The 25,894-nt window shown below is 61.3% G+C and carries 27 protein-coding genes; 2 read left to right on the forward strand and 25 right to left on the reverse strand.

All coding sequences use genetic code 11. From position 1 onward, the window contains the following. Window positions 1–13 precede the first annotated feature (13 nt). Window positions 14–2,926, reverse strand: a complete 2,913-nt coding sequence (locus tag LKE65_RS01550) for a hypothetical protein (protein WP_278740195.1) — start codon at window positions 2,924–2,926, stop codon at window positions 14–16. Between the two features lie 101 nt (window positions 2,927–3,027). Here LKE65_RS01550 and LKE65_RS01555 point away from each other — a divergent pair, with 101 nt between their 5' ends. After that, on the forward strand, window positions 3,028–3,957 hold the full coding sequence (locus LKE65_RS01555; protein WP_086647270.1) for a substrate binding domain-containing protein: 930 nt from the start codon (window positions 3,028–3,030) through the stop codon (window positions 3,955–3,957). Between the two features lie 57 nt (window positions 3,958–4,014). On the opposite strand, the gene LKE65_RS01560 is transcribed toward LKE65_RS01555, so the two are convergent. Genes LKE65_RS01560 through LKE65_RS01570 form a run of 3 tightly spaced genes read right to left on the reverse strand, consistent with a single transcriptional unit; the run spans window position 4,015 to window position 8,618 of the window. Further along, a complete protein-coding gene (locus LKE65_RS01560) occupies window positions 4,015–5,007 on the reverse strand; it encodes an aldo/keto reductase (RefSeq protein ID WP_278740198.1) in 993 nt (330 codons plus the stop codon). Window positions 5,008–5,064: 57 nt separating this feature from the next. Further along, a complete protein-coding gene (locus tag LKE65_RS01565) occupies window positions 5,065–6,318 on the reverse strand; it encodes an MFS transporter (protein WP_165926383.1) in 1,254 nt (417 codons plus the stop codon). A gap of 2 nt (window positions 6,319–6,320) precedes the next feature. Then, a complete protein-coding gene (locus tag LKE65_RS01570) occupies window positions 6,321–8,618 on the reverse strand; it encodes a TonB-dependent receptor (protein ID WP_233129204.1) in 2,298 nt (765 codons plus the stop codon). A gap of 319 nt (window positions 8,619–8,937) precedes the next feature. On the opposite strand from LKE65_RS01570, the gene LKE65_RS01575 reads away from it, so the two are divergent. Further along, complete coding sequence (locus LKE65_RS01575; protein ID WP_278740200.1) at window positions 8,938–9,894, forward strand: TauD/TfdA dioxygenase family protein; 957 nt, start codon at window positions 8,938–8,940, stop codon at window positions 9,892–9,894. Window positions 9,895–9,933: 39 nt separating this feature from the next. On the opposite strand, the gene LKE65_RS01580 is transcribed toward LKE65_RS01575, so the two are convergent. From LKE65_RS01580 to LKE65_RS01680, 21 genes are all read right to left on the reverse strand, one after another. Further along, window positions 9,934–12,087: an EAL domain-containing protein gene (locus tag LKE65_RS01580; protein ID WP_095350110.1), complete on the reverse strand. Its 2,154-nt coding sequence runs from the start codon at window positions 12,085–12,087 to the stop codon at window positions 9,934–9,936. 297 nt (window positions 12,088–12,384) lie between these two features. Further along, entirely contained in the window at window positions 12,385–12,864 is a 480-nt protein-coding gene (locus LKE65_RS01585) for a hypothetical protein (RefSeq protein ID WP_278740201.1), read from the reverse strand. Further along, window positions 12,851–13,318 (reverse strand): hypothetical protein, encoded by a 468-nt coding sequence (locus LKE65_RS01590; protein WP_253530480.1) that lies wholly within the window; start codon window positions 13,316–13,318, stop codon window positions 12,851–12,853. Before LKE65_RS01590 ends, LKE65_RS01585 begins: the two co-directional genes overlap by 14 nt. A 70-nt stretch (window positions 13,319–13,388) precedes the next feature. Beyond that, window positions 13,389–13,838 carry a hypothetical protein gene (locus LKE65_RS01595; RefSeq protein ID WP_278740206.1) on the reverse strand — a complete coding sequence of 150 codons (450 nt, stop codon included), beginning with the start codon at window positions 13,836–13,838 and terminating at the stop codon, window positions 13,389–13,391. Next, a complete protein-coding gene (locus LKE65_RS01600; protein WP_278740208.1) occupies window positions 13,835–14,836 on the reverse strand; it encodes a hypothetical protein in 1,002 nt (333 codons plus the stop codon). Before LKE65_RS01600 ends, LKE65_RS01595 begins: the two co-directional genes overlap by 4 nt. 2 nt (window positions 14,837–14,838) lie before the next feature. Next, the gene (locus tag LKE65_RS01605; RefSeq protein WP_166115874.1) at window positions 14,839–15,411 is read right to left on the reverse strand and encodes a DUF2612 domain-containing protein; all 573 of its coding nucleotides are present in this window, start codon (window positions 15,409–15,411) and stop codon (window positions 14,839–14,841) included. Beyond that, a complete protein-coding gene (locus LKE65_RS01610) occupies window positions 15,411–16,646 on the reverse strand; it encodes a baseplate J/gp47 family protein (RefSeq protein ID WP_434734877.1) in 1,236 nt (411 codons plus the stop codon). The genes LKE65_RS01605 and LKE65_RS01610 overlap by 1 nt, the downstream gene beginning before the upstream one ends. Next, a complete protein-coding gene (locus tag LKE65_RS01615; RefSeq protein WP_253530523.1) occupies window positions 16,624–16,977 on the reverse strand; it encodes a hypothetical protein in 354 nt (117 codons plus the stop codon). The genes LKE65_RS01610 and LKE65_RS01615 overlap by 23 nt, the downstream gene beginning before the upstream one ends. A 75-nt stretch (window positions 16,978–17,052) precedes the next feature. Then, window positions 17,053–17,694 carry a Gp138 family membrane-puncturing spike protein gene (locus LKE65_RS01620; RefSeq protein ID WP_278740213.1) on the reverse strand — a complete coding sequence of 214 codons (642 nt, stop codon included), beginning with the start codon at window positions 17,692–17,694 and terminating at the stop codon, window positions 17,053–17,055. Beyond that, the gene (locus LKE65_RS01625; RefSeq protein WP_278740214.1) at window positions 17,684–18,733 is read right to left on the reverse strand and encodes a baseplate hub protein; all 1,050 of its coding nucleotides are present in this window, start codon (window positions 18,731–18,733) and stop codon (window positions 17,684–17,686) included. The genes LKE65_RS01620 and LKE65_RS01625 overlap by 11 nt, the downstream gene beginning before the upstream one ends. Further along, window positions 18,726–19,028, reverse strand: coding sequence for a phage baseplate plug family protein (locus tag LKE65_RS01630; protein WP_253530530.1), 303 nt, complete (start codon window positions 19,026–19,028; stop codon window positions 18,726–18,728). Before LKE65_RS01630 ends, LKE65_RS01625 begins: the two co-directional genes overlap by 8 nt. After that, window positions 19,028–19,741 (reverse strand): hypothetical protein, encoded by a 714-nt coding sequence (locus LKE65_RS01635; RefSeq protein ID WP_253530533.1) that lies wholly within the window; start codon window positions 19,739–19,741, stop codon window positions 19,028–19,030. Before LKE65_RS01635 ends, LKE65_RS01630 begins: the two co-directional genes overlap by 1 nt. A gap of 206 nt (window positions 19,742–19,947) precedes the next feature. Then, window positions 19,948–20,715 (reverse strand): DNA/RNA non-specific endonuclease, encoded by a 768-nt coding sequence (locus LKE65_RS01640; RefSeq protein ID WP_278740215.1) that lies wholly within the window; start codon window positions 20,713–20,715, stop codon window positions 19,948–19,950. Window positions 20,716–20,779: 64 nt separating this feature from the next. After that, the gene (locus LKE65_RS01645) at window positions 20,780–21,838 is read right to left on the reverse strand and encodes a hypothetical protein (RefSeq protein WP_278740216.1); all 1,059 of its coding nucleotides are present in this window, start codon (window positions 21,836–21,838) and stop codon (window positions 20,780–20,782) included. A gap of 131 nt (window positions 21,839–21,969) precedes the next feature. Then, window positions 21,970–22,440 carry a hypothetical protein gene (locus LKE65_RS01650; RefSeq protein WP_166115858.1) on the reverse strand — a complete coding sequence of 157 codons (471 nt, stop codon included), beginning with the start codon at window positions 22,438–22,440 and terminating at the stop codon, window positions 21,970–21,972. Continuing rightward, window positions 22,440–22,874, reverse strand: a complete 435-nt coding sequence (locus LKE65_RS01655; protein ID WP_253530538.1) for a phage tail fiber protein — start codon at window positions 22,872–22,874, stop codon at window positions 22,440–22,442. The genes LKE65_RS01650 and LKE65_RS01655 overlap by 1 nt, the downstream gene beginning before the upstream one ends. A gap of 2 nt (window positions 22,875–22,876) precedes the next feature. Beyond that, on the reverse strand, window positions 22,877–24,040 hold the full coding sequence (locus LKE65_RS01660; protein ID WP_278740217.1) for a DUF3383 family protein: 1,164 nt from the start codon (window positions 24,038–24,040) through the stop codon (window positions 22,877–22,879). A gap of 4 nt (window positions 24,041–24,044) precedes the next feature. After that, a complete protein-coding gene (locus tag LKE65_RS01665; protein ID WP_253530544.1) occupies window positions 24,045–24,605 on the reverse strand; it encodes a phage neck terminator protein in 561 nt (186 codons plus the stop codon). Then, entirely contained in the window at window positions 24,560–24,940 is a 381-nt protein-coding gene (locus LKE65_RS01670) for a hypothetical protein (RefSeq protein ID WP_166115852.1), read from the reverse strand. Before LKE65_RS01670 ends, LKE65_RS01665 begins: the two co-directional genes overlap by 46 nt. Before the next feature lie 26 nt (window positions 24,941–24,966). Continuing rightward, window positions 24,967–25,449 (reverse strand): DUF4054 domain-containing protein, encoded by a 483-nt coding sequence (locus LKE65_RS01675; protein ID WP_278740220.1) that lies wholly within the window; start codon window positions 25,447–25,449, stop codon window positions 24,967–24,969. After that, complete coding sequence (locus LKE65_RS01680) at window positions 25,449–25,892, reverse strand: hypothetical protein (RefSeq protein WP_253530553.1); 444 nt, start codon at window positions 25,890–25,892, stop codon at window positions 25,449–25,451. The genes LKE65_RS01675 and LKE65_RS01680 overlap by 1 nt, the downstream gene beginning before the upstream one ends. Between the last annotated feature and the right edge of the window lie 2 nt (window positions 25,893–25,894).

Genomic DNA, 25,894 nt, shown 5'->3' on the forward strand with positions numbered 1-25,894 from the left:
TTGGGTGCAAGAACTATTTTGGGTCTTTAACAGATTTGTCAAATGTCGATGGCAGGCCATACCCACCAAGGGAGACAACCGGCCCTTTTTGCGCCTGCCTGAGAAGGGCCGCAAACCGGGCCTGCCGTTCCGCCCCAAGGGCACGCCCAGCCACCCATGCGCGCAGGCTGTGCAGGGTTTCCATATCCCCTGCCGCAGCGGCATCCGTTGCCAGACGAATCACCAGGTCGCGCTGCGGGGGGCTTAGCTCGCCCTGCTCTGGCAGGGTGCGGCTGGCAAGGCGGCCCACAACCAGCACGGCCTGTGCCCATTGCTGGTCCTGCTCATACAGGGCCCCACGCACGGACAGGCCCGCATCCGATTCATCCTCGGCCAGAAGGGCCTGTGCGCCCTCGCGGTTGCCGCTGGCGGCGGCCAGTCTGGCCTCATCATACCTGCGGCGGGCGGCAAGGTCTTCCGGCAGGTCAGCCAGTGCGCTGCGCTCAAGCGCGCGCAGGGCAAGCGGGCGCTGGTTGCCCTGCAATGCAGCCTGCGCAAGCTGCTCCTCAATATCAGCCCGCATCAGCGGTTCTATGGCCAGCACATCGGCCTGCTGCAAAACCGGTATGGCCTGCCCGAACTGCCCCATGGCCATAAGCTGCCGCCCAAGCCCGGCCAGCAGTTTGGCCTTGAGCGGGTCATCTGGCACCAGCCCCATGCTGGCCCTTGCCAGTGCCAGCTGCTGGGCGCGGTCTGTAGCGGGGGGAACATTGGGCACAGCCCCGCGCCCGCCCCGCTTCCGCCCCACGGCGCCGTGGCTGCCATGGGCGGGCGTACCCTGCGCTGCATCGGCGTGGGGTGGGCCAAACACCAGCGCAAACAGCACCGTGCGCCATGCTGCATCCAGCTTGTCCTGCGGTGCCAGCTCGGACGCACCCAGCCCGCTCAGCACACCCGCAGCGCGCACGGCCTGCCCGCTACGGGCCAGAGCCTGCGCGTAAACCAGCCGCAAGGCGGGCACAATATTCACCTCACCCTGTTGGGCATTGGGGGCCACCCTGCCCCCTTCGGCCACCTGCGCGGCCAGAATCTGGGCATAGGCCTGTGCGGCCATATCCGGCCCGATCTGGTCATGCGCCAGCAAAAAGCCGACCAGCTCGGCCCGGGCCATGTCGGCCATGCGGTCATTACCCGAAGCGGTCAGGTTTTCCAGTGCAACACGCGCGCTTTCGGGTTCCGTGCCGCGGGCCTGCACCATAATGCGGGCAAGGCTGTATGCCGGGTCATCTGGCAGGGAGCCCAATACGGCGCGCTCATCCGGCCCGCCAAACTGGGCCAGATACTGCGTAACCCGCAACATAAGCCCCGCGCGGACCGGTGCGGGGTACTGTTCCAGCCGTGCGTAACCACGCGCCAGCAAAACGGATGTGGGCACGCTCCCTGCACCGCTGAGCATAAAATACGCGCCACGCCATAGCACCATGTCTGGCCCAAAGGCCCAGTCCGCACTGGCCAATGGGGCGGCTCCGGCCATGTCCCCACTAAGCAGGGCCGCACAGGCGCGCAGGGCCAGCACACCCGGCCCCGGCCAGCCGCCACGCACCACACCGCCCACATCGGCCGCACTGCCGCCATCATGCCCGCTGTGCTCGGGCAGGGCACGCAGCAGCTCCCATGCCTGCTGGGGGTACCCTGCGGCAAAGGCCGCCTGTGCCGCCGCCACCCGCATGGCCCACATGGTAATGACCACAGCCTCCGGCTGGCCCGCCAGAACGGTTGCGGGGTCCCCCGCTGCCTGGCCCAGACTGTCGCGCGCTTTGCGCCACTTCTGCAACAGCAGGGGAGTGGGTTCATCCCGCAGGCCGAGCCAGAACCAGTCCTGCCCCTGCCGCACGCTGGCACTGGGGGACGGAGCAGGCAGGCCAACCGGCACGGGCTGGCCGGCTATGGCCTCCAGCACCGGCCCGCTGGGCGTAGACTGCATGAAAAGCTGCGCCGAATCCGCTGCAACCACCACCCCCAGCACCGCCGGGCGCACGGCATACCCCACGGCCGAGCGCGGCTGCAAAGGGGTTTCCACCTGCCGGGTAGTCGCCACAAACAGCCTGCCCCCGGTTGCGGGGTCCGGCAGGGTAACAACCCGGCCGGGCTGGCTTTGTGCAAACAGGATGCGGGCAGGGAGGGGCACCATCTGCACCGCTGGCGTAGCGGGGTGCGCGCCAGCCGAAGCCCCATGCCCCCCGCCATTCCCCGCAGGGCTGCCCACACGTGCACCACACCCATCCGGGCGGCCGGGCTGAACGGCGCAGAGCAGCCAGCCCGCCTTCTGGCGCAGCACGGCAATATGCGGGTGATCCGGCAGGTAAATCCGGAGCAGGGTTGCACCGTTCAGGGCCACGCTCTCCCGCCGGTCGAACATACCGCCCTCGCCAGGCAGGTGGAACAGGGCTGGCAGGGCGCGGTCCACCACCACCATCAGTTCCGGCCCGGACCAGAATGCCGCAAGCCCGGTTGTGCTCTCCGCTGGCAGGAACAGGCCCGGTGCCACATCAGCCACACGGGGCAGGGCATCGGCCTGCACGCTGGTAACCGGCAGGGCGTGCAGCCCGTCCGAGCGGGGCACATCCTGTACGGCGGGGGGTATGGTGGCACGCAGGGGGGCGGCCTGCACGCAGGGGGCAAGCCCTGCCAGCATGGTGCCAAGCAGCATGGCCCGCCCCAGCCCCGTGCGGGCCTGCCGGGCCGGGGCCACCGTAGCCCCGGCACCACGGGCAACCGGGCCGGACATGCGCGCACCCTGCCCACCGCAGGCCCCTGCCTGCTGGTTTACCCGGTTGTCTGCCTGCCTTGTGTCTGCCACGTTCCCTGCCTGTGTCTTGTGGTACCGGCCAGCCCGGCCCACACCTGTTAGCACGCGCGGGCAGTGCACCCCGTGCGCCAGCCCCATGCCCGGTATTTACCCCAGCATGACAAAAACCAACATGGGCTGCTAGAACAACAGGGGCGTTTTGGCCAGCACCCCCAGCCCCGCCACCACAGGAGCGGCCCATGCTTGACCGTTTTACCAGTATGCAGGTTTTCGTTAAGGTGGTGCAGCTTGGCAGCTTTAGCGCGGCAGCGCGGGCACTTGCCCTTTCCCCCACCATGGTGACCAAGCATGTCACCACGCTGGAAGACCGGCTGGGCGTAACCCTGTTCCGCCGCAGCACGCGCCACCTCTCGCTCACCGAGGCAGGGCGCCTGTTTCTGGAAGGTAGCCAGCGTATTCTGGCGGACATGGAGGACATGGAGCTTACCGTAAGCGAGCAGCGGCACGAAGCCCGCGGCCACCTGCGGCTGAATGCACCTGTCTCCTTTGCCATACGCTACGTGGCCCCCTACCTGCCCGAGTTCAACCGCCTGCACCCGCACGTAAGTGTTGAACTGGGGCTGAACGACCGTACCGTGGACCTGATAGACGAAGGCTGGGACCTGACCCTGCGCATACGCAAAATGCCCTCCAGCACCCTGCGCAGCCGCAGGCTGGCCACCATTCGCATGGTGGTGTGCGCAGCCCCTGCATACCTGGAGCGTGCGGGCACCCCCACCCGGGTGGAGGAGCTAAGCCAGCACCAGTGCCTTGGCTACACGCTAAGCGGCACCAACAGCGCCAGCCGCTGGAGCTTTGGGGAAAAAGGGGAAAAAACGGTGCCTGTTTCCGGCCCGCTCAGCGCCAATAATGGCGATGTCCTGCGTGAAGCGGCACTGGCGGGTGAAGGCATTGTGTACCAGCCGGTTTTTGTTGTGAGCGAGGAGCTGCGCACAGGCCGCCTGCGTGCGCTCACACTGGACCTGCCCCCCGTACCGGGGCCGGACCTGCACGCGGTTTATGCACCGGGGATTAGCGTATCCCTTAAAATCCGCGCCATGATTGATTATCTGAGCCAGTGCTACACCCCCACTCCGCCGTGGGAACAGGCACTGGCGCACACCCCGTAAAAACCACAAACACAGGGCATGCTGCGGGCCAGACACAACAGGCCTGACCCGCCCGCATCATACGCCAGCCAGAGCCTGCTCAATGGCGGCCAGTTCTGTGGCAGAGAACGCCAGGTTCTCCAGCGCGGCCAGTGTTTCGTCCAGTTGCTGCACGTTTCTGGCCCCGATAATGGCTGATGTGACAACCGGGTTGCGCAGCGTCCATGCCACAGCCATTTGCGCCAGGCTCTGCCCGCGGGCCTGTGCCAGCTCATCCAGCCTGCGCACGGCCTTGAGCACCTGCGGGGTTATGGCCGCCTGATCCAGAAAACGGCTTGTAGCCGCGCGGGATTCGGCAGGAATACCCCCCAGATATTTGCGGGTCAGCACCCCTTGCGCCAGAGGGGAGAAAATAACACACCCAACCCCAAGCTCCTCCAGCGCGGGCAGAAGCTCGGCCTCTATGCCCCGGTTCAGCAGCGAGTATGCGGGCTGGTGCACAAGCAGGGGAACCCCCGCAGAGCGCAGAATGGCCTCGGCCTCCCGCATGCTGGCGGCATCGTAGGAGGAAATCCCCACATAAAGCGCCTTGCCCTGCCTGTAGGCCTGAACGAGCGCGCCTATGGTTTCCTCCAGCGGCACATCGGGGGTTGGGCGGTGGGAATAAAAAATATCCACATAGTCCACCCCCATGCGCTTCAAACTCTGGTTGAGGGAGGAGAGCAGATATTTGCGTGACCCGCCATTGCCATAGGGGCCGGGCCACATATCCCACCCCGCCTTGGTGGAAATGACCAGTTCATCACGGTAGGGGTGCAGGTCTTTTTGCAGAATACGCCCGAAGTTTTCCTCTGCCGAGCCATAGGGCGTGCCGTAGTTGTTGGCGAGGTCAAAATGCGTCACGCCCCGGTCAAACGCCCGGCGGATGGTGACGCGGCCGGTTGCAAAGGCGTCCGTATCCCCAAAATTGTGCCACAGGCCAAGAGAAATACGCGGCAGGTCCAGCCCGGAATGCCCACAACGCCGGAAATCTGCCTGCTCATACCGCGTGGCGGAAGGTTGCCAGTTCATTGAATTACACGATCCTTTTTTGGTAAAAATGGAAAAATCTTTATTCCGTCTTGCGTTTTATACCGCCAGAGCCACACGCCCGCCATGTGGTTCGCAAAAGGTGCTCTCCAGCCACACAGGGGCCACCCGCACGCGCAGCACGCTCCATGCCAGCACGTAAGCCAGACTGCACCCACCCAGAATAACCGGCATGGGCACAAACCCGCTGGCCCACAGAATGGACGCCCCACCAAGGTTGCCGCAGAACGCGCCAATACCCGTAGCCCGGCCAACCAGGCTGGCTGGCAGCCAGTCCGTAACCACCCCAAACAGGTTACTGGCAAAAACCTGATGCGCCATAAGCGCCACGGTAAACAGGAACAGGCCAACAGCCAGAGACGTTGTGAAAAATACAAACATCATTGGAACAACGCACAGGGCTGCCGTGCCCATAACAATACGGCGCGCCTGCTCCTGCGACCCCACATAAGGGCGCAAAAGCCCCGGCAGAATACCCCCGCAGAATGCCCCAATACCCGCACCAATATAAACCGTGCCCGATGCCCCGCTCATGCCCCGCATGCTCAGGCCAAAATGGGAATGAAAAATATCGGGCAGCCAGCTCAGCAACAGCCACCATGTAGCATCCGAGAGCACCTTGCTAATGGAAAACGCCACCACAACCCGGCGCACCGCCGGGTCCCGCAGCCGCGCCGTGGTGGCACCATCCGCCTGTTGCGGCCCGGCCGGGCCAAGGACCACCGGCCCCCGGAACTGCCAGAACAGGGCCAGCACAAGCCCAACCCCACCAAGCCCCACCACAAGAGCGCGCCAGCCAAGCAGGGGCAGAACCAGCGCAACCAGCAGGGGGGTCAGCACCGCTGCCACATTGGGTGTGGCGTTGAGAATGCCAATAACCTTGCCGCGCTGGGAGCGTGGAACAGCCAGCGCAATAAACTTCATCATGCTCGGGGTGCCTGCCCCCTCAAACGCGCCAAGGCCCGCGCGGATCAGCACAAAATCCCGCACGGAGGAGGCAAAGGCGTGCAGTACGGTCAGCAGGCTCCAGCCTGTCAGGGCTACACCCAGTGTGCGCTTTGGCCCGGCCCAGTCCACCAGCCACCCCGCCGCCAGCAGGCTGCATGCCGCAGCAACCTGCGTCCATGCGGCAATGCTGGCGTAATCGCGCGCCGTCCAGCCAAATGTCTGGTCCAGAACGGGCTTGAGCAGCGCAATAATCTGCCTGTCTGCTGCGGCTACCACAATAATGGAGCACAACAGCAAGGTGGTCAAAACCTGCGAAGGACGGGGGGAGAGTGCGTTCCCTGCCATGTTCAGAAATCCTTACGCAGAACAAAGCCACCATAACGGCCGTAATCACGCGGGATGGAGCTGGTCACACCGCCCAGTGCGCCATATGCCATGTAAGAGGCATAATGCGTGTTAATGGCGTTGCGCATGACAAGTGAAAGCTGGAGCTTGAGCTTTTTGTCCTGCAACGTGGTGCTCATGTTCCATATGCCATAAGCCTTCTGCACCGTGTCTGGCGTTTCGGTCAGGGCAAACTGCGTGCGGCTCTGCCACGTGTAGTCACTGTCCACCGATAGGGTGAAGCGGTTGTTCAGGCTTTTTGTGTAATCCGCATTCAGCACAAACTTCCAGCGTGGTGCAAAAGGCAGGGGCTGGCCGTTAACATTGCACGATGCAGGGGCACCAGCAGGGCAGTTAAACTTGTCCACCACAGCGTAGGTGTAGGCAAAATTGCCGCCCAGCGTCAGCCCCGGCAGGGTGCGCACGGCCACATCCCCTTCTACCCCCTTGGAGGAGACAGACCCGGCATTGATCATGCGGTAAACCGCACCACCGGCTACGTTATCCAGAAAGTTGGCCTGATAGTTGGAGAAGTTTTCAATAAATGCAGCAAGGTTTGCCGTAACCCGCCGGTGCAGGAACTGGGATTTAAGCCCCAGTTCAAAACTGTTGTTCTGCTCGGGTTTAAGCACCTGCGCATCTGTTGCCTGCATATTGAAAAACGTATTGTAGGCAGGCCCCTTATACCCATGCGAATAGGTAAAATAGGCATGAATATCAGGCTTAATGTCATATTGCAGGCCAATGCGGTCCACGTACCCATTTTGCGACGTGGAGCCGGAGGACGCATAGGACGGGCGGATACCCGTTACCGCCACGGCAGATGTGGACCTGCGTGACATGTCATACCCCAGATCGTCACGCAGCAGGCGCAGGCCCAGAATAGCCCGGAAGTTTTTTGTAAAGTTCAGGTTTCCTTCAGCAAAAACGGCATAGTTGTTGTTGGTTATGCCATAATGCGACTGGCCGTAAGCCGTGCCCTGCCCGTTTTGCGAAAGGGTGCGGCTATAGACCTCCCGGTCCACCCCGTGCAGGTAGTAAAACCCGGCAACATAATCAAAAAAATGTCCACGGGGGGAGGCAATGCGCACTTCCTGCGATGCCTGCCAGAAGTTCAGCTTACCGTGGTCCCGCACCTCGGGCAGGGTGGCGTACACGCCGGACAGGCCATCGTAATCCTGATCCTGAATATTCTGCCACTGCCTGTAGGCGGAAATGGAAGTGAGCTTGTACCCACGCCCAAGTTCGCGATCGACCGTTGCAGAAAAACCACCAGTATGGTCCACAGAGCGGCTTTGCGTATTATTGCTGACCGAGGTGTTGTTCTTGGAAGGTGTAACCCCCTCCCCCACCAGTGCCGAAGCCAGTGCGGGGTTGGTTTTGACCGCTCCCGTAGGGTACGCCACCTGATTGGTGGAGGTATAAACCCCCGTTGGCACCAGATCGTTCTGGTACATGTAATCCAGCCCGAATGTGACCTGTGTTTCCTCATCCGGAGTCCAGAGGAACTTGCTGCGCGCACCACGGTGTTCGTAGCCATTCACCGTGGTGCTGTTGGCCAGGTTTTTAACATTCCCGTCAAAACCACCGACCAGAAAAGATGCATTGGCAACCAGCTTGGACGGAACAAGCGTGCCCGTAGCCCCCCCGGTCAGCCGGTATTCGTTCCCCGAAAAATAGGAGGCCTCCGCAAAGGCATGAAAGTCCGCCGTAGGCTGCCGGGTAACAATGTTGACCGCCCCGGCAGAGGCGTTTTTGCCAAACAGCGTGCCCTGTGGCCCCCGCATGACCTCTACATGGTCAAGATCCAGAATATCGGCCGTGGCTTGCCCGGGCCGGGCCAGCACCACTCCGTCCAGCACGGTGGATACGGACGGCTCCACCCCCGGAGAGGTCGCAATGGTGCCTATGCCGCGCACAAAGGTTGCCCGGTCCTTGGATGAGGAATTGGCCCGGAAGTTGGCGGAAGGGATAAATTCAAAAATGCCCTGCAGGTCATGCACGTTATCCCGCGTGGCCTGTTTGGCGGAATAGACCGATGTGGCCACAGGCACCTTCTGCAACGGTTCGCTACGCCTGCGCACGCTAACGGTTACATCCTCCGCCTGCCCGGCTTCGAGCGCTGAATGGTTGGGGGAGGTTTTTTTGCTGGCGGGGGTCTGTAACTGCGCCTGTGCGGTGCCAGCAACCATGGCGCAACCAAGGGACGTCACCGAGACATTCAGAACAATACGGCGCAGGTTCGAAGGCAGGGTGAGCATTCTGTTTTCCACTACATTTGGAAGTTTAAATATGATTCGACTCTTAAATAACGATACAATTCCGTCATAACGTCAAGATTAAACTATCACGTGTTGTTGTTAATTAGAATTTAGTATATTCAACGATATTATACCGCCATAATGCGAGTCAGAAACGGGGTTTCCCGCCCCTTAATCCACGCTTAACATTGTGGGAATGCCCAGTGCCTGAAAGAAAAATATGTTCCAGAACAACAGATTAGTGACGTTTTGGAACAAGTCCTCCTTCCGCCGCCCATAATCCACCATTTTTTGGTGTTGTTTTTTAAGGAATGCTCGAATGTCTCTCGGTCTGGTAGAAAAAACGGCATCACCAACCGTTACAAAGCTTGGTGGTCAAATTGGTGCGGAAATCAGGGGTATTACCCTGTCCCCCGATCTGGACGAGGCCAGCATCGCGTTCATTTACAACGCCATGCTGGAACACAAGGTGATCTTCTTTCGCAAACAGTCACTGACCAGCGCACAGCAGGAGGACCTTGGCGCACGGTTTGGCACGCTTGTGTCCCACCCCACGGTTTCCAGCGCGCAGGGCACAAAACATATTTTTGAGCTTAAATCGCGCAAGGGCCGGGCTGCCAACACATGGCATGCCGACATGACCTTCATGGCCTCCTACCCCAAGGCGTCCATCCTGCGGTGCATACGCCCCGCCCCTTACGGCGGGTCAACCCTGTGGGCCAACACCGCCACGGCGTACCGTTCCCTGCCACAACCCCTGCAGGAACTGGCCGACAAGCTCTGGGCCATTCACACCAATAACGAATATGACCACACGGACCTGATTGCCGAGCGCGACTGGGAGTTTATTCAGTGGCAGGCCAATGTTTTTGCCGCCCGCGTGTTTGAGGCCAAACACCCCGTCGTGCGCGTACACCCTGAAACGGGGGAGAAGGTTCTGCTTCTGGGCCAGTTCATCAAACGGCTGGTCGGGTTTAACCTGCCGGATTCACAAGCTCTGCTTGGCATTTTGCAAGGGCATGTCACCCGGCCGGAAAACACCATAACCTGGCACTGGCAGGCCGGAGACGTTGCCATGTGGGACAACCGCGCCACCGAACACCGCGCCATTGCCGATTTTGGTCAGGAGGAACGGGAACTCCAGCGCGTAACACTGGTGGGGGATGCCCCCCGCAGCGTGGACGGGCAGCAGAGCGAGCAGGTGGTCAATGGCACACCCAACCCGGTCCTGCTTTTGGAACAGACCGGCGCGTGGAGCCGGCGCGAGCAGTCCTGACAACACCCCCGGAGCTGGAGCGGACCTGAATGGGGCCGCTCACTCCCACACCAGAGCCGTTTCCGTATCCCGTGTGCCAGCAATGGCCTGCTGCTGGGGGCGGCCAAGGTAGTAGCCCTGCGCCTCCGAGCAGCCCATGTTGCTGACCATCTGCAACTGGGCTGCGGTTTCCACCCCCTCTACCGTAACCGTCATGGCGCGAATGCTGGCAATGCCCAGAATGGCCTGTATGATTTCCTTGGCGGTGGGGTCTGGCAGGGCCTGAATGAAGCTGCGGTCAATTTTGATCTTGTCGAACGAGAACTTCCACAAATAGCTGAGTGAAGAATAGCCGGTTCCAAAATCGTCCATGCTGATCTTGCAGCCAAGTGCCTTGAGCTCGTTCAGAATAACGTTTTTATGCTCGTATTCATCCATCAGCACGCTTTCGGTTATTTCCACCTCAAGGCGTGCACCGTTCAGGCCAGTTTTTTCCAGAACATTTTTGACAATTTCAGGGAATTTTCTGTTTTTTAACTGAAGGGGGGAAACATTGACCGAGACATTGATATGCGCAGGCCAGTTCAGTGCCTCGCTACAGGCCAGATGCAGGATCCGCTCGCCCAACTGGTGGATCAGCCCTGTTTCCTCCGCCAGACGGATGAACACATCAGGCGGGATCATCCCGCGTTCGGGGTGGTTCCAGCGGGCCAGTGCCTCGTAGGATTGCACCTTGCGCGCGTGAATGCCGTAAATGGGCTGGTAGTGCAGTAACAGGCCATCACCTTCCACCAGCCGGTGCAGGGCGGCAACGAGTTCGGCCCGTTCCAGAATTTCATAGCTCAGGTCTGTATCAAACAGCTTGTGCTGGCAGCGGCCCAGAGCCTTGGCACGGTAGAGTGCCATATCCGCATATTGCAGCAAGGTTGTGACATCCCCCGCCTGAAGCGGAAAACCCGCAGCCCCGATACTGGCCCCGGACTTGGCCTCCGCCCCCTGAATAATGTAGGGGCGGCCCAGGCTTGCCACCAGTTCTTCCAGCCGGGATTCAATCTCGTCCAGCGGGCCACAGTGCTGCCAGATCACTGCAAACTCATCGCCCCCCAGCCGGGCTACAAAATCTTCCTCGCGGCAGCAGGCCTTTAGCCGGTTTGCAGCGGCGATCAGCAGTTCATCCCCCCCGCTATGGCCGTACATGTCGTTGATGGATTTGAAGTAGTCGAGGTCTATGTAAAGCAGCACGAACGGGTTGCTCAGGTCCTGCGACAACTCACCCAGACGGATGCCCAGATAATAGCGGTTGGGCAGGCCGGTCAGGCTGTCGTAATGGGCAAGGCGTTCAATCCTGCGCTGGGCATCGCGGTATTCGGTAATATCGTCAGCTACGCAGAGCTTCCAGCGCATGTTGCCGTCATCATCCGCAATCAGCAGATCATGGCGGGAGACAACGCGCGCACGGCCCTCGCGGTCCACCAGTGTTTCTTCCACTGCTTCGGGCTGCTGGTACAAAAACGGGTCTTCGGCCAGTTCACCGTCCAGTTGCAGGGGGGCATCAAGGAGCATGCCCGCGTAGGAGGCTGCGGTTTGCAGGCCATATTCCTCCGCTGCCTTGTTATGCACAATGATGTCACCCGTTTTAATATCCCGCACCTGAATGGCGGTGGGGATATTGTCCACTATACCGGAAATAAAGGATTTATCGCGCATGATGGTTTTGTTGGCCTGCCGGAGTTCGCCCGCAATCTTGTTGAGCTCGTTAATGGTATCCATGGCCTGTGCGTGCAGGGAACGCGTAAGGCTGAGTGCAGAACCCAGCCCGTAATACTGGCCACATTCGGTTATGATGAATTCATTAATCTGGTTGAGTGAGCGGATATTCAGGATTGTTGCAACAAAGTCGGAGACTTTTTCATGCACATCCACCTGTATGGGTTCGCACTCCATAAGCAGGGAGATCGGGCGGTTGGCGTACACCTCGTACCCAAAGCGCTGGCCCAGACGCAAAAAAAAGTCCCGCCGCTGCACAATGCCTATGGGCCGGTTGCACTCATCCACAACGGGAATACCCGCGAGTTCGGCATTATCCTGAAAAATGGACAGAACATGCGACCCCGCTTCCGTCGCACGCACGGGCTCTACCCTGCAGGCAATATCGCGCATCTGGCGTTGGTTGGAATACGCGGGCACGTCCACCTCTAGTAAGCGCAAGGTCATGGTTTTTCGCCTCAATCCAGCCCGCAAGGTCAGGACGGAAAATTCTTAACAACCGATTGACCATACAACAACATGAAAAATAACTGTTTTTTTGTGAACTTATTATTATTTTCTCTTATCCCGCTTGACCCTTCATCCTCTTTTTCTTCCTCTTCCATCCTCCCCTTTTCCAACCTGCCGATTCATTACGGGCACAAATCCCTACTGGCTCCACGCAGCAACCCGGTGCACAACCATGCCCCTTACGGGGCTGTACAGGGCCATTTGCTGTGCTTGGGGCTGTGCGGAACAGTTTTTTCAGGCGGCAACAGCGCGGGCAAACAGGGCCATATTCCGCTGTGCATCCGCAGCACCCAGCAGTGTATTATAAAATTGTTTATGATACGCGCTTAACCCTGCGGAATCCGTTGCCGCAGGCAGTTGGGCAGGGGCTCGCACATAGGCCATGCGTGCCATGGCACAGGCATAGGCCAGATTGCTCACCAGCAGTGCTGCACTGCCCACACCGGCCCCAGCCCCCCCAACCTGCCGCACGGCACTGGCCAGATCGGGGCGAAAGCGCAAAAAGTTCCGCCATATGTCATCATGCGTTGCGGGCTCCATCTGCCACAGGCCCAGAGCGGGACCGCCACCATTCTGTTGGAGCCATACAAGCCCGCTTTCTACCAGTGCCGTGCCGCTCAGCAGGTTGAGCGCCGCACTCCCCCCCAACCCCAGTTGCCCCAGAACCGGGCGCACCAGCAGCGCCTTGAACTGCGCCAGATCAAGGCCCGGCATGGGGGACCTCCTGCACCGGCATATCCCACGGCTCGCGCAGGTGCAGCCAATGCACCCATATGGTGCTGGCCACCTCCTGATCAGACAGAAGCGTGGAGCCTATGGCCGCGCTGATTGTGCATAAAAGCCCTGCTATAACTGCCAGCTTTCGCCACCTGTGCAGGCTGTCCTCGGCCAGCTGGTTCTGCCTCTTCTGGGCACCGGTCTGCTCGGCCAGCTGCTGGGTCAGGCTGGCCAGAGCGTTGCGCATATCCTGCGCCTGGGCCGCCCGGTTGCGCTCACGCTCCTGCCCCTGTGCCTCGATGGAAATAAGCCGCTCGATCATGGCGGACTGGCCGGATTTGAGTGTATCAACATCATCCTCCAGCCCATCAAGGCGGCGGGCGTGGCTATCCACGATCACGCGCAGGTCATCATCCACTGCTCGGGGGGCCGCGCATTGTGTTGGGGTCATTTTTTGTATCCGGGCATAAAAAAACCGCCTCAAAGGGCGGCTATGCATCGTTGTGTCTATTGAGGGGTGTTCAGCCTGTAGCGGTGGCTGCACTGCTCACCATAACACTGGCTGGTTGTGCGGGCAGAGCCGTGCTGGTGGTATCCGCACCACTGGCAATGGCGTTCACTGCAAGGACATACGCCTTCATATCCGCGGTAAAGACCTCACCCATGGCCGATGCCAGATTGGCCTGCTGCTGTATCCATGCCTGCGCGGTTGTCGCCTGTGTTTTCAGCGGCACCGGAACGGTTGGGGGCGCGTAATCCACGAGCTGGTCGTTTATAACCGCCATGCTCTTTGTGCCGCTATTCCCCCCTTTTGCCGCCCATTGCTCTGCTGTCATGGCAAACAGGGCGCTGGCCGCGGGCAGGCCATCCATGGAGGCACAGCTCCACATGTCGTACCATGCGCAGGGTTTATCCATGCTGGCATAATAGCGTGCGGGGTACGTGGCTTTCAAGTCATCCAGAATGCTCACTGTTTTTCTCCAATCGCGCAAACAGATAGAGTGAACGGAGCAGCGGAATTACCGTTACTGGTAAATGCCAGATACGTTGCCCCCCATGTAAAACCGGTATTGTCTATTATTTCATTATACTGCGCATCCAAACGCATATGTGCCAGACGCGTCCAGGCATTACTGTTGGGCTCGTTATTGATCCGCAGCCATATTTTGGGAACTGTCCCCGCCTTGAACGCCACGGGGAAGGTGGTTGTTACAGCCGAGCTGTTATCACCCGTTACGGAAAACTCCTGAATCTGCAAGCTGGGGGAGGACAAAGGCAAATCTGCCAGACTGGCCAGTACGCCAGTATTGGTGCCATTCCCAAACACGGCGCGCCCATCGGTATTCTGCGTCAGGTCCGTAATGCGGGTCTGCCCGGCAGCAGGGGCGGATTTAACGTAGCGTCCCTCTGCCGTTTTGGCATTCAGCGCATCACCCCCGGCAAAGGCTGTTATATCAGGGACTGTTGTTGGCCCGGCAAAGGCCACCGGGCCTGTAACTTTCTGGAGTGTGGCAAGGGCCAGTTGCAAAAACTGCACATTGGCCCAGGCCTGTGTGGCATAGCCATTGAACAGGGATTGCCAGCCCGCCCCCTGCGCACCGGGGGTGGAAACATTGGCCTCCACCGTGCTGACCCAGAATGTGCCGGGCACGACCCCCGCCACAATGGCCCCGGCGGGGTACCCGCCAATGGACTGGGCAAAACCGGCATCAAACGCCCCAACCCAGCCTGCCTGCAACACCTGCATGGCGCTGGAGAGCAGGTTGAGCAGGCCGTTCATGTCCTGCCCACGGGGTGGTTCGCCCCCGGCTGCGCGGGCAATAAAGGTTTCGGGTGGGAAGCCAAGTGCGACCGAGGCCGTGCCATCGCCCGCCGTAGCCTGTGTTTGCGGAATAACCGCAATATTGCCCGCAACGGCTGCCCCCCCTATGGGCGTGCCAAACAGCTTGCGGTCATCTGTGCTTTTCATGATCAATTGCTCTGAATCTGGTAGGATACGGAAACACCCGCAGGCCGGGGCAACACGCCACTGTTCTGGATAATGCTGACCTGCACGGCAGTAGGCACAAAGCTGAACACGTAGGTCATGCTCATATCGTTATTGTCGCGCACATAGGCGTCGCCCTGCCCGGCAAAAAGCGTTGTCAGAATCTGGTTGATCTCGAACACCGACCCGCCGGAAATATTGGCCAGCGCACGGGCGTATATCAGCTGGCGGTAACCATCGTCAGACAGGCGGTAATTGCTGGTTGCCTCCACCCCGCGGTACCATGGTGCGTTGGCAAACCCTTCCTCCGTCAGGTCCGAGGCTTCATAAAACCCGAGGTAAGACTGGGCAGAAAGGCTTAGCACGCGGGAAACCCCAACAATGCGGCCCCATACGTCCAGCCCATACCCCTGTGCGGTGTGCAGGTTCCAGACCTGACTGTACCACTGGTCAATCAGGGCGGCGGGGTCGAGCATCTGGTTCCAGCCAGCAACCAGTGCCTGCATACGCGGCGCATTGGCATACTGGGATAAAAAAGTCTGCTGCACGCCCTCCATCAGAGCACCTGCACAGCAATTGTTGCGGCTGAAACAACAGGGATCTGATCAATATTGACCTGCACGGTGGAGGCCACTGGCTGGGCGGCAAGGCCCACGGTTATGCCAACAATTTTAACCCAGTCCCCCACACTGCTGGCGCTGGAATAAAAATTGCTGGCGTAAACCGTGCCACCAATGGGCACACGCTGCGTGCCCGTAGCCCCTTCAAACCCCGCCACAAGAGCGGCCTGCACATCCGCCACCGCTGTAGATGGTACCGAAGCCCCACCCGCCAGCACCACCGCCACATAAACAGGTGTTGCCTGCGCGCGGGTAAACTGCACGGTATATTGTGGATGTTTGGCATAGGCTGCGTTGGGGTCCGCCACAACCACACTGCTTGTGCCCACACTTGCGCAGCCGGGTGTTTTTTTACGCATGATGGCCAGAGCCACATCCGTATCCAGCCCGCCATTGACACACACATACAGGCTGTGCGGGGGCAGCGTTACCCCGCCTGTGGTCACAGGGTTTGCCGTACTGTTCTCGCTCACATAGGCATCGGTCACACCGGGGGTGGACAATACCTCCCCCGCCAGCGCATCCAGCGGCCCCATGGCATTGCGTGCTACAGTCTGCTGGCGGCGCAGTTCAAACGCCTGCCGCCCTTCCACCGCCTGCCCGGCTACCCCGGCTGCGGCGTTGCTCACACTGGTCAGCCCCACAACAGACTGGTACACGCCCAGGCTCAGCGGCGGGCATTCCACCGCCCCCGTAACCGTGCACGAAAACGTACCCACCCCATACCCCGTGGCATCCAGCGTTATGGCACCATCGGCTGCATAGGTGTTGCCACTCCCGTCCTGCACCAGTGTACCCTGTGGCACAACAGTACCTGCCGCACCCGAGCACTGGCAGGTGACCACCGTAGCCGTAGCGGGTTTGCGGGTCATAAAATACAGGTTGCCAATGGCGTCCTGCATACGCCCTGCCGCCCGCGCGGGGTCCACACCATTGAACAGGGCAAGCATCTGGTCATACGCATCGCCCACAATGGCGGTAAGGGACATGGCAAGCTGGCCCTGCGGGGTGGACAGGTCGGTATTGAGCACATTGCCAAAAGCTGCGTTCATGTCATCAAGAATACCGGCCAGAATATCGCTTTCCGCCGGAGCCACAAAGCCTGCATCGGTCATGGTTGGGGCGGGTACGGCGGTGGTCCCCACGGTGTTAGAACCCGACATGCTGCACATCTCCCAAAGTGGTGGATACAAGAACATAGCCAGATAACTGGCGGTTAGCGGCAATGCCGGTCAGCACACACCGGGCGGCGGCCACACCGGCCACGGCACTGGCCGCCTGTTCCGCCTGCATCCGGAACACGGGCGCAGCCTGCGTGTGGGCCAGAATATGCTGGCGGTAAGGCAGGCCGGTTGCGGTGTTGTAGTAACATTCACCCATAAAAACCCTTATGGCAGAAGCAACATTCTGGCAGATGGCATACGATCCCGATGCCACGGCCATATTGCCGCTGGCATCGGGCAGCAGGTCCCATGTGGTCCGGTCAAGCAGCAGCGTGTTCATGGCGCCCCAATAAAAAAAACCGCCCAGCGGGGCGGCATGTTACAAAAAACAGTGTCTATTGCGCGAACATGCGCCTTATTGGGGGGCACCCGTTTTGCCCGCTCCGGGCTGCACGCCTGCATGGGTATGGTTTTGCAGGCTGATCTGCCCGGCCTGTACATCCCCCTGCGCACTCAGCCCACCCTGTACCTGTACTGCACAGTTGATCTGGCATTGGCTGGCGTTCACTACAAAACGGCCTGTGGTATTCAGCACAAAATCCTCCCCCACCCAGCCGGCATATTCCTGCGGGGGAGCATTTAAAAACCCGCCAATATACAGGGAGTCTGCGTAATCATGCTGGCGGTAGGAGCCGGGGGCTGCTGGCTGGCGGGTGCTTTTGACGCTGGCAATATCCCGCCCGCAAACAATAATGGCCCCAATATCCCCCACCGCCGGGTCACAGATCAGCGCACGCCGGCCCCCTTGCAGGCGCAGGTAAGGCACGTTGTGGATCAGCCCGTGCGGCGTGGTGCGGCCTGCCCCATCCTGCTGGTGGACCATGGGCTGCACGTCCACCATGCCCACCGGCTCCAGCCCTGTTCCGCGCACGGCCCGTACCTGCACAAGAGCCGTAGCCCCCAGCATGGCCAGCACCCGCCGAATAGCCGCGTTGGTGGCGTTAAACGCACTGGCTCCATCCTCGGCCCGCAGGGAGCCTACCAGTTTATCTTGCAAATGCCTGCCCGGCAAAGTCTGGCCTTGCCGCCTCTACTGTTGTGAACCATGACCCATCGGGCTGTTCGGTTTGCAGGTCGTGGCGCACGTTCTGCACAACCCATAACCCGCCTGTGGGCAGCGTACCGCCGCCGGTGCGCATCTGGCTGGCCTGCGCAGGCCCGGCCTGTGTGGGGGCAAGACCCGCAACACCCCCAGCCGTGGCCTGCGTGGCGGTTCCGGTTTGCAGGCTGACCGTATCCCTGAACCGGATGTCGGGGTTGAACACGGTCTGGAACACCACACCGTACTGGCTGTAACTGGGGTAGCCCACCAGCCCGGTCGCCACGCTAACAGGGCGCACTGGCCCATATGCCCCGGCCACCATGCCCGCAGGCCAGATAGCCAGCACCCCCACCCCGATCTGGTAGGAAATACGGGCCGCGCGCGCACAGCTATCCACCTGCTCGGCCACGGACCCCTTGTAGTACACCCCTCCGCGCAGCAGGGTCTGCACGCCATAATTGGCAAAACCCAGTTCCGCCTTGCTGGCCAATGCCTGCATGACCGTAGCAACCGGCACATCCCCCCCGAACGAGGTAGGGGCAACCGGCACGGCCGCTGGCAATGCGCCTGAAAGGGCACGGACCTCAAACGCCACATCGGGGCTGTTGGCGTAATCCACAAAAGCCTCGACCACGCCGCCAGAAAATACAACCGGCAGGCTGCCCTGCGCGGCACTGTTCCCTGCCATAATGGTCACCGTATTACGCGTTTGTGCTGCCATACCCGCCTGTATGAGCGAAAGGCGGTTGAGCAGAGGCTGGGCCAGCCCTTCCACCCGCAAGGCGCAGCTCATCCCGCTTTCCAGCCCTGTGCTCATGATATGGCAGTGCACACAGTAGCCGCTCAGGGTTATTGTTTCTGCCCCGCCGGGGCCAAACCCGTCCTGCGCCAGAGTAAACACCACGCGCACCTGCCGGTTGGCCAAGGCGGCGGGCGGCGCCCCCCCCAGCGTACCCCCGGCAGCTACCGTGCTGCCCTGTGCGGCCTCAGCCATTGGTGTTCTCCGCGTAAACAAGCACAAAACGGCTGCCAAGGCCGGTGTAATCGGGGTCCTGCGTGCCCTGCGTATCTGCAAAGGCCAGATCTCCGGGCAAGGTTGTGGCACTTTGGCGCACAAGCCATGTGCGGTCCTGGCACAGCACGCCTGCCAGTACAGGGCTGTCATCCACCCACAGGGCGGCGTACAGGCCGGTGCTGCGCTGCTGCACATCCAGCCTGCATGCCCGCCCCGAAAGCGGCACGCGCAGGCTCTGGTAGGCAACCGCGCTCAGGGGAATAACAACCGCCATTACAAAAACCCCGCCACACTTGTGCTGGAGGCAAGGGCCTGCACGTGCCCTCCGTTCCGCACGGCCTGCCCCTGTGGGGTGGCGGTGCCCGCATATGTTGCACTGGCCCCCAGCCGCACCTCCTGCACGGCCAGTTCGGCCACCAGCATGCTTACCCCTGCATGCACATCACGCCGGATCCGGTAGCCGGTTACATTGACATTGGCGTAAACCGCCTCGGGCATAACAATGTGGTAAAGGCCAAGGTCGGCCACCAGCGCATCCAGCGCCGCCACAAACAGCGCACGCGCCTGCAACCCGGCAGAAAGGGCGGGCATACCCAGCGTGCTGAGCAGATCCCCCAGCACACTCGCACTCCCCAGTTCCATGCTGGACCCATCACACAGCATTTCCACCCCATACAGGCCGGGCATGCGCACCTTGTTGTAGGACAGGAAAGACCCGTTCTCCAGCGGGGCGGTGGCAATGCGGCACTGGCTCTGCACATCCAGCGCACGCACGTGCCCCGATGTTAAGACCGGTTTGTTATCGGGCGTAAAAACACCCCATTGCCGCTCGGCCTGCGCCAGAACAGCGGCATTCAGCATGGTTGCCACGGCTGTGGAGGCCGAGGCCGCAACCCCCGCCTTAACCGACTGGCCCAGAAGGGCAGGCACCCCCGCCGCCACGGGCACATCCCATACGGGGGGCAGGCTGATGGGAAGCATGGGCATGATGGCAAACTCCATCCTGTAGAATGACAAAAACAAAAGGGGAAAAGGACTGCGCCAGTGCATGCCCTGTGGAGGGCACGAGGTACGAGGCCGTAGAAATGGGCGGCAAGGGTGAACGCAACAAAAAAGCGGCCACTGGGGCCGCCTGTTGCACGTTACAAACCCTCCTGCCCGCCCTGCCCCAAAGGGGGGGAGCCACACAACATTCAGGGGGAGGGCAGACGCCACACCTGTGCCTTGACCTGCGCAGGAACGGCAGGGAACGGGTCCACCCCCGTATTGCGGATAAGGGTCTGCACACTTACCTGATCGCAATGAGGGTGAACGGGGCGGTTTTTGCACACATACACCCCCGCCCTGCCCCGCGTGGGGGAGTAAACGGCTTTCCATACCGAGCTGGGCACATACACATGGTCATGCCCCTGCGTGGCAATGGGGCGTAAATGAAAAGCCGGGCCTGTAACCACATACAGTTCGCCCTCGCGCTCGGCCAGCAGGCGCACCTTGTGCTCCATACGTGCCCAGATCCCCTTGTTGAGCACAGAGGCCTGGGGAACAATGTTGGACAGGGCATAGGTTTCCTGCTGGGCCTGTAGGGTTGGCTGGTCCCCACTGGGGGCCATGTGCCCGCGGTCATAAGGTTTTGTGCGCCTGTAATCGCTCAGCGCGGCGCCACCGGGCCAGCGCGGGTCGGCATAAAAATGCCCCTTGCGCGGCAGGTCAGCCGCAGCGGCCAGATCATTCGCCCGCAGGTGTTCCGCCGCCCATAACGGCCCGTGTGACACGGTGGACACAAGGGCCGCATACCCAAGGTTACACAGCAGGGTTGTCCCCCGTTCCAGCCGGGGGTTGGTCAGTGCCGGCAACTGGGCATTCACCCCGAATGCCTGGCATTGTTCCTCCACCGCCCAAGCGGGAACAGCAACAGAACACCATACAAAAAAAGCCAGTACCACACGCATGGGGCGCACCATAAACCAGTTTCCTGCCCGTATGATAGACCATGCCAGCCCCCTGCACCGCTCAACGGCCCAGAGCCTAGAACTGCCCCATATTGGCCTGCCGTGCCTGCATACGCAGTGTGCTCATCCGGTGGGCGACCTCATTCCCAATAGCCTGTGGTGTGCTGTTTGGGGCGTTGACTGTAATCTGTGCCTGCACCGCAGGGGCGGAAGCTGTGAAGGGGAGCACCATACTGGCAACCCCCACGGCCCGGCTGGTGGCATGCAGGTAATCCGGCACAGGGGGGAGTACCCCCTGTGCAGCTCCCTCCTGCCGCCCAGACACACCCGCATGGCGCAGAACACCTGCCATAAGCCCGGCATGGTGCGGCATGGCGCGCATTGTGCCGTAAACACCGTGCAGCCTGCGCACAGCCCCAAGCGCCGCACCCTTTTGTGCCGGTGTGGCCACCATATGCTCCAGCAGCACGGCCGCGCCATGCCCGGCTGGCACGTAAACCTTTTGCCCATACCCGCCTGCAATAGCGCGCATGGCACTCCCCCCTCCGCCATAAGGCACTAGAACGGAAGACTGGTGGGAGACGGAGGACAGCAAAAATGCCTGCTCGGGGGGAGCCACCAACACAATACCCCTCCGCACACCAGTGCTCTGCGGCGCAGCCCCGGTAAAGGCCATGCCGGGCGAGACCCCACCCTGCTGGGCTGCCATAGCCTGCACCGCTCCATCTGGTGCCACAAATTGCTGTGGCATCTGCCACAGGGCGGGTGATACCGGGCGGTCCTGCCACAATTTTTGCAAAAATCCGCTTAAAGCGAGCTGGCTTTTGCCAACCTGCCCTAATGGCTGCACCGCAGGAGGGGACATTCCGGGGGAGAGTGCTACCATACCCGGCACCTGTGCCCCGGCCAGCCCAACCCCTTGCGCCCGCGCCATTGGGGGCATGGCCATAAGGGCTGCCACCACACCCCGCCCGCCCGCGCGCCCCGGGCTGAGCGGAGAAGCCCCGCCTTGCACGGCCCCCACCAGCACAGACAGCACCGCCCGCGCCATTGCAGCATGCACCGGCACCGCGCCTGCCCCACCGGAATACCGGGGCACCAAGGCGGCAGTCAGGCACTGTGTTAGCGTTGCCATTGCGTTTTACCTGTTAAAGCGTTTGATAAGGGCCATTTCCAGCAGGTTTTCAAAATCCTCGCTGTCATAAACGGTTTGCAGCTCGCGCAGGCTGGCCAGCCCTTCGAGCATGACCAGCGCGTGCCGCTCGCTTACATTGGGGCATCGGGCGGCGGCGCGCCGGGTTCTGTCTGAAGCAGGGCCGACAGAAGGGAAAACAACGGGCCGACGCCTTTGAAAAAATCCACATGCAGGGCAAAAGCTTCCTTCTGGAGCCAGCCAACGGTGGGGATTTCCTCCAGATCGCTCTCATCCAGCGGGCGGCGCACGGCGGCGTTGCGCGGGTCGGGCTGTACGCTCACACAGCGCATGAGCCGCTCCAGCAGGCTGTCCATCCGCTCGGGGTCCATGGCACCAAAAATGCCCAGCCCCACGGCTGCAAGCCCGGCCAGCCCGGCATCCACCTCCAGCCCCGGAATATCCGCGCCCGAGGCAATGGCCGCCTGCAGGCAGTGCCGCCCCCACTGGTCCGCCTCCATGGCGGACATGCGGGTAATGACAAACACCTTGCCGTAATCCGCCCCTTCAAGCGGGACGGTCACGCTGGTCTGGCGGATAGCCATTACAGCCCCGCCGGGTAAATAGCCTGCCAACTTACGGCAAAATGCCGGTCTGCCAGCAGACGCCCGGCACTGGGCATGGGGGACACACCACGCAGCACACCATTGACCAGTGTGTATTTGCGGCCTGTGCCGGTGAGCGTAATTTCCGCCCCAAGGCGGTAGAGCGTGCGCGCGGTCTGCTGGGCGGTCATAATAGCTTCAAACACAATAACGCTCTCGCTCGCGGCAGAAAGCGTAATGGACTGCTCCACGGGTTCGGGCACAAAACCCGCGTTCAGGTAACCATCTATCGACATCTGGGTATGCGCGCAGTTCTGCTCCGCCACATCCCACGCCCGGTCGGTTGAAAAGTTCTTGAGTGTAACGGGCGCATTATACAGGCCCGGCACGGTTATGGTGAAAATGGCATTGGCTGCCGAAATATCGAGCGCCATAATTACTGTACCTCAACACTGTTCAGGGTAATGGCCTGCACGCTCTGGCCATCTGCGTACCACAGGCGCGCGGGCGGGGTGGTACGCGCCACACGGAAGGACGCCGCAGCACTGGACACGTTGGGCATAAAATACCACCCCCGCGTGGCCACACTGTCCGCCGCCGTAGCCATGGCCGAGGCATTGTTGATCTGCTGCCTTTGCGCCGTACTTAACGCCACACCGGGCTGAATGGCCCCAAAACCCAGTGCCTGCGTAATGGTGCCCTGCACGGCGGCCGCCACCAGGGTATCACCCTCCGTATTGTATGGAATCTGCCCGGTATTGAGCAAAAGGGTGATCAGGTCCGAGGTCAGGCTGGCATTGAGCCAGATCTGGTTGACGTAACTATCCGCCCACAGGAACGGGCCAGACACACAACCGGGCCGCATGAACTGGAACGTGCTGGAGCCGTTGGCATACGCACCGTAAAAATTGTAGCCGTTATCCAGCAGTGTTGCGGCCATTGTGCCATCCACCACAGGCGGCACAATCAACCCCGATGCATCCTGCACCATGGCCAGCGTCTGCCGCCCCGCCGTTGTGCCAAAGGAGAGGGACGCCATCCACCCAAGGCAGAGGGCCGCTGTCTGCGGGTCGTTGTACACAGCGCTGACCCCGCTCAGGTTCTGGTTTTTAAGCCATACGCCAAATGCGGTTGTGCTGTTCTGGGTGGTGGCCTGGGTGTCCGTATCCCACAGCACGGCCCATAGGGTGTTCCCCTGAGCCGCCACCCACTGGGCCATGGCCTGCTTGTCCGCCAGATCAGGCTCAAAAGCGGGGGTCAGGGCATTCCATGCGGCATTGGTGGCGCGCAGGGCGGTTAGCTGCTCGGCCACGCTCTGCCCGGTTGCGGGGTTTGCGTACCCACCAAACAACAGGCGGGCGGGCGTTAGGGCGGCATTGGTATAGCCTGCAAAATATACGCAGGCCATCTGGTATTCTACGGACTCCATACCAAATGCCGCACCCACATCGGCCGCGGTGGTAAAGTCCTTTACGGTGCCCACAGGCACAACGGCAGCATTGGTGCTCAGCACAAGGCCGGTCAGGGCGTTCAGGCTGCCACCGGCGGCCAGCACACCGGGGGCGACCTTGACAATGGTGGAAATGGGAATGCCAGCCACAGCGTTACTCCTCTGGCGGGTCGGATACATCGGCACTCAGGGCGATGACCGAAAGGGTTGTTGCAAAATCCTGAGCAATACTCAGGCTGAATGTGACCTGCATATGCAGGGTTACAGTCCAGTTTTCTTCATACTGATGTTCGGCGTCCCTGAAGCCGGACTGGGTGGGGGCGTCCACATCCAGCGGAGCCAGCGGGAAGGGCAGCCCCGCAAAAAAGGCACCGGCCTGCGGGTCGCGCCACAGGGTGGCTATGGTTTGTGCGTAGCCCCCTGCACCGCTCCCAAACACGCCAAGCTGCACACCAACCCTTACGGGTTCGCGCACCTCCCGCGTGGTGGGGGTGTAACTCCAGCTATTGGTGGCAAGGCGGGTGCGTTCCACCAGAGTCATGGTAATAAAAGGGGCTAAAGGTGGAGCCACGCGGTTCTGCTGGCCCTGTACCACCTGCACACAGGCAGGCAGGGTGCTGAGCAGCCAGTTGCGCACGGCCCCATAAATCTGCCCATCATTGGGGGAGGTTACGCCTGTGGGCTGTTCTGCCGTATCACCAGAACCTTGGACCATTCCCCCTCCCCCCATTGTTCGAGGGACTGGGTAATGAGCCAGTCCGCTCCGTAAAACTGCAAAATATCGCCCCCGCACTGCAATGCGCCGTTAAGCGCACGGGCGGCAGCAGGCAGGTACACCACGCGCCTGTCTGCCTGCTGGGCAATATTCTGCACCAGTTGCAGGTCCTCCCCCGCTACGGCCTGCACCTCTATTTGCAAATCCAGTGCGGTGTAGGTGGGGGTCTGGCTGCCATCGGGGTTGGTGACACTCCCCGTGCTGGCCAGCAGGGTTGCCGCAACACAGGGGTTGACCGCACCACTCAGCCGACCAGCCAGTGCAAAAATCTGCATGGCGGAACACTCCGGTTACACAAAAATCAGGGCCATATCCGTGGCATTTGCGGTCCACCGGGCACGTAGCGTGCCTGCCGCAGCCCCCGCGTGGCCGCCCAGAAGGCCGCCCCGTACTGGGTCTGGGCAAACCATGCCGCGCGCTCGGTCTGGGTGGCATAATCGGTTGTGACCGACACACTCCCCCTGCTGGCGGAGGCCACACGCCCCACCAGCCCGCCATTGCCCCCCTGCTCCTGTGGCAGTTCCAGCGTGGCAATATGGGCCACCAGCAACCCCAGCAGCAGCGCGCGCCGCCCTGTATCGGGCACCGGGCCTGTGGGGGTATTGGGCAGGTACAGCGTAGCCTGCTCAAAACAGGCCTGTGCCTGCGTTGCCCCCACATTGGCCGCAAGCCCCGCAAACCGGGCCGACCAGGCCGTGTAATCAAACACGACCACGCCCGGCATGGCGGCACCTGTTGTGAGGGCCGCCGTTGCAGGCACAGGGGTTGTGGTGGCATCGGGCATCAGGCGGCATCCCGGGCAAAGGGCGTTACACCGGGCAGGCTGGTGGGCTCCAGCCCTTCCAGCCCGGTGCGGTGCTGGCCACGCTCGGCCAGTTCCGCCCCGGCGGCATCCGTATCGGGCTGGGCAAAAATCAGCCCGTTTTTGAGTGGCAGAAAATTGGGGTTCTGCGCCAGCCATGCCTGCCAGAAGCTGGCATCCACCTGTGTACGCCCCCCCATGCCCAGCAACAGGTTGTCCCGCGCATGGTAGCGCGGGTCTGCCTTGGCCCCGTTCAGCTGCACACGCGCGCTGGGTTTGGGCGGCGCCATAACCGGGGTAGCCGCACGGGCCCGCGCGGCCAGTTCGGCCGTGTCATACAGGTCCAGCACAAGCCCTGCGGGCATGCGGCAGATAACCGTAACCGTGCCCCCTGCGCGGGAGGCATTGGAAGATGCTGCTGCCATTG

This window comes from Acetobacter fabarum, assembly GCF_022483405.1.
Taxonomy (GTDB): Bacteria; Pseudomonadota; Alphaproteobacteria; order Acetobacterales; family Acetobacteraceae; genus Acetobacter; species Acetobacter fabarum.